Raw genomic sequence first — 1,881 nt, forward strand, 5'->3', positions numbered from 1 at the left:
CCGATAGATCATTCTTAAGAATCGTAAAAGGTAGAAGAACCAAAGGAAAATATCAAACATGGACGAATTACAAAAGAGCAATATGACCTTAAGTTAATGACATTGGGGGTTGGGGGTGGTTCTATGCCCTAAGCTCCAGGCTTGCCTCGGCTTACCGCCGCCGAGGGGCTCTTTCTTTTGTCTTGATACAAAAGAAACAAAAAATCAAGGCTTGGATCTGATGTCGGGTAAACTCGTTAAAGCTTTTAAAGCGGCAACGCATTACCCGATGAAAAATCGGGCAGGACGCGTTGCCTTGTTAGTGTTGGGTTGAAAGTTTTTGAATAAGCTTTAACGTTTTCCCCTTCCATCATATCCTATGCCGAAGGAGTAGGATGCTTAAACATGTTGCAGGGAAATATCTTTTTTACAAGCCCTTCCCTTTACCTTATCGCCTGTAGTCCCCCCTTTAGGGGGCTAGGGGGTTAAACCACCCAATTCTCACATTTCTCTAAGAAAAATTCATCAGCTTCAGCGCCAATTCCTGGCGTTTCCGGAACATCTAAAAAGTAACCGTTATAAGTTAAACCATCTACAACTGGGTCGACTAAATGGCCTAGCAGGGCAGTATCTAGATCAAAAAACTCCACATTCGGACTGGCTAATGCAAAATGTAAATTAGCACTCAAAGCAATTCTGCTTTCTAACATGCTGCCGATCATGCATTTTACACCTTTTTGTAATGCTTCTTCATGTATTTTTTGAGCACCTAAAATTCCACCAGATTTAGAAAATTTGATATTCAGGTAGGTTGTAGATTGACTGTTAATTAACTTTCTGGCATCATGATAATTATAACAACTTTCATCGGCCATTAATTTAATAGGAGAATTGATGTTTAGCTCTGGCAATTTATCATCGTACCAGGTTCTCATTGGTTGTTCGCAAAACTCGATATTGTATTTTTCTAAAGCACCTAGTGCAAATAAGGCATCATCAAAACTCCAGCCTTGGTTTGCATCCAAACGTAAAATCATTTCTTCGCCAACAGCCTCTCGAATATGTTTTACACGGTCGATATCATCATGTACCTTTTTGCCGAGTTTAATTTTGATAATTCTGCAACCTAAGCTTTGATATTTTAGTGCCGTTTTTGCCATTCCATCAGGTGTATCAATCCCAATCGTCATGTCGGTTTCGATAGTTCTTTTTGCTCCGCCAAGAAATTTGTAGAGTGGCAAACCTGCATCTTTTGCCGCAATATCAAACAGAGCCATATCGAAAGCACTTTTAATGGTGCTATTATGGTCGGCATAAGCTAACAAGTCATTCATCCTTTCCGGAATTTCTAAAGGATTTTTGCCTTTCAAAATAGCTGCGAAATCTTTTGCCATTGCAATACAGGTTTCCTGTGTTTCGCCGACAATCATTGGGAACGCCGAACATTCGCCAATACCATGTATGCCAGCATCGGTGTAAATTCTAATCAGCACATTTTGTGCAAAATGCATGGTTCCAGTTGCAATTACAAAAGGTTCCATTGGTATGCTAAAACGGTATATTTCGGTGTGGGTGATTTTCATTTTAAGATTTTTCTAATTCAAAACGTTGTCTATCCGTTTCTATTAATGTTTTTAACTCTTCTTCTTTAGGGAGATAAAGTAAATATTTACTTGCAAATAATTTGTTTTTATCATTCAATATTGAATATTTCACAATGGTTTCGTCTTTTTCAGAACAAAGTAAAAGGCCAATAGTTGGGTTGTCGTCATGGCCTTTCTTTAAATCATCATACATTCGTAAGCAGCCTACCAAGTACATCTTTTAAATAACTTTCGCGATGTTTTTCTTTGCATAAAAGAAATATATGAGAACATCAGAAGAAAAAATGTTAGCAGTTGA

Annotated in this window: 2 protein-coding genes; both read right to left on the bottom strand. The window is 38.1% G+C overall.

Annotated elements, in window-relative coordinates:
- Positions 1-464: 464 nt before the first annotated feature.
- On the bottom strand, positions 465-1,562 hold the full coding sequence (locus ACFOUY_RS09045; protein ID WP_378960182.1) for a mandelate racemase/muconate lactonizing enzyme family protein: 1,098 nt from the start codon (positions 1,560-1,562) through the stop codon (positions 465-467).
- A 1-nt stretch (position 1,563) separates the two neighbouring features.
- On the bottom strand, positions 1,564-1,800 hold the full coding sequence (locus ACFOUY_RS09050) for a PDDEXK nuclease domain-containing protein (RefSeq protein WP_378960183.1): 237 nt from the start codon (positions 1,798-1,800) through the stop codon (positions 1,564-1,566).
- Between the last annotated feature and the right edge of the window lie 81 nt (positions 1,801-1,881).

It is taken from the genome of Pedobacter jamesrossensis, assembly GCF_042650905.1.
GTDB lineage: Bacteria > Bacteroidota > Bacteroidia > Sphingobacteriales > Sphingobacteriaceae > Pedobacter > Pedobacter jamesrossensis.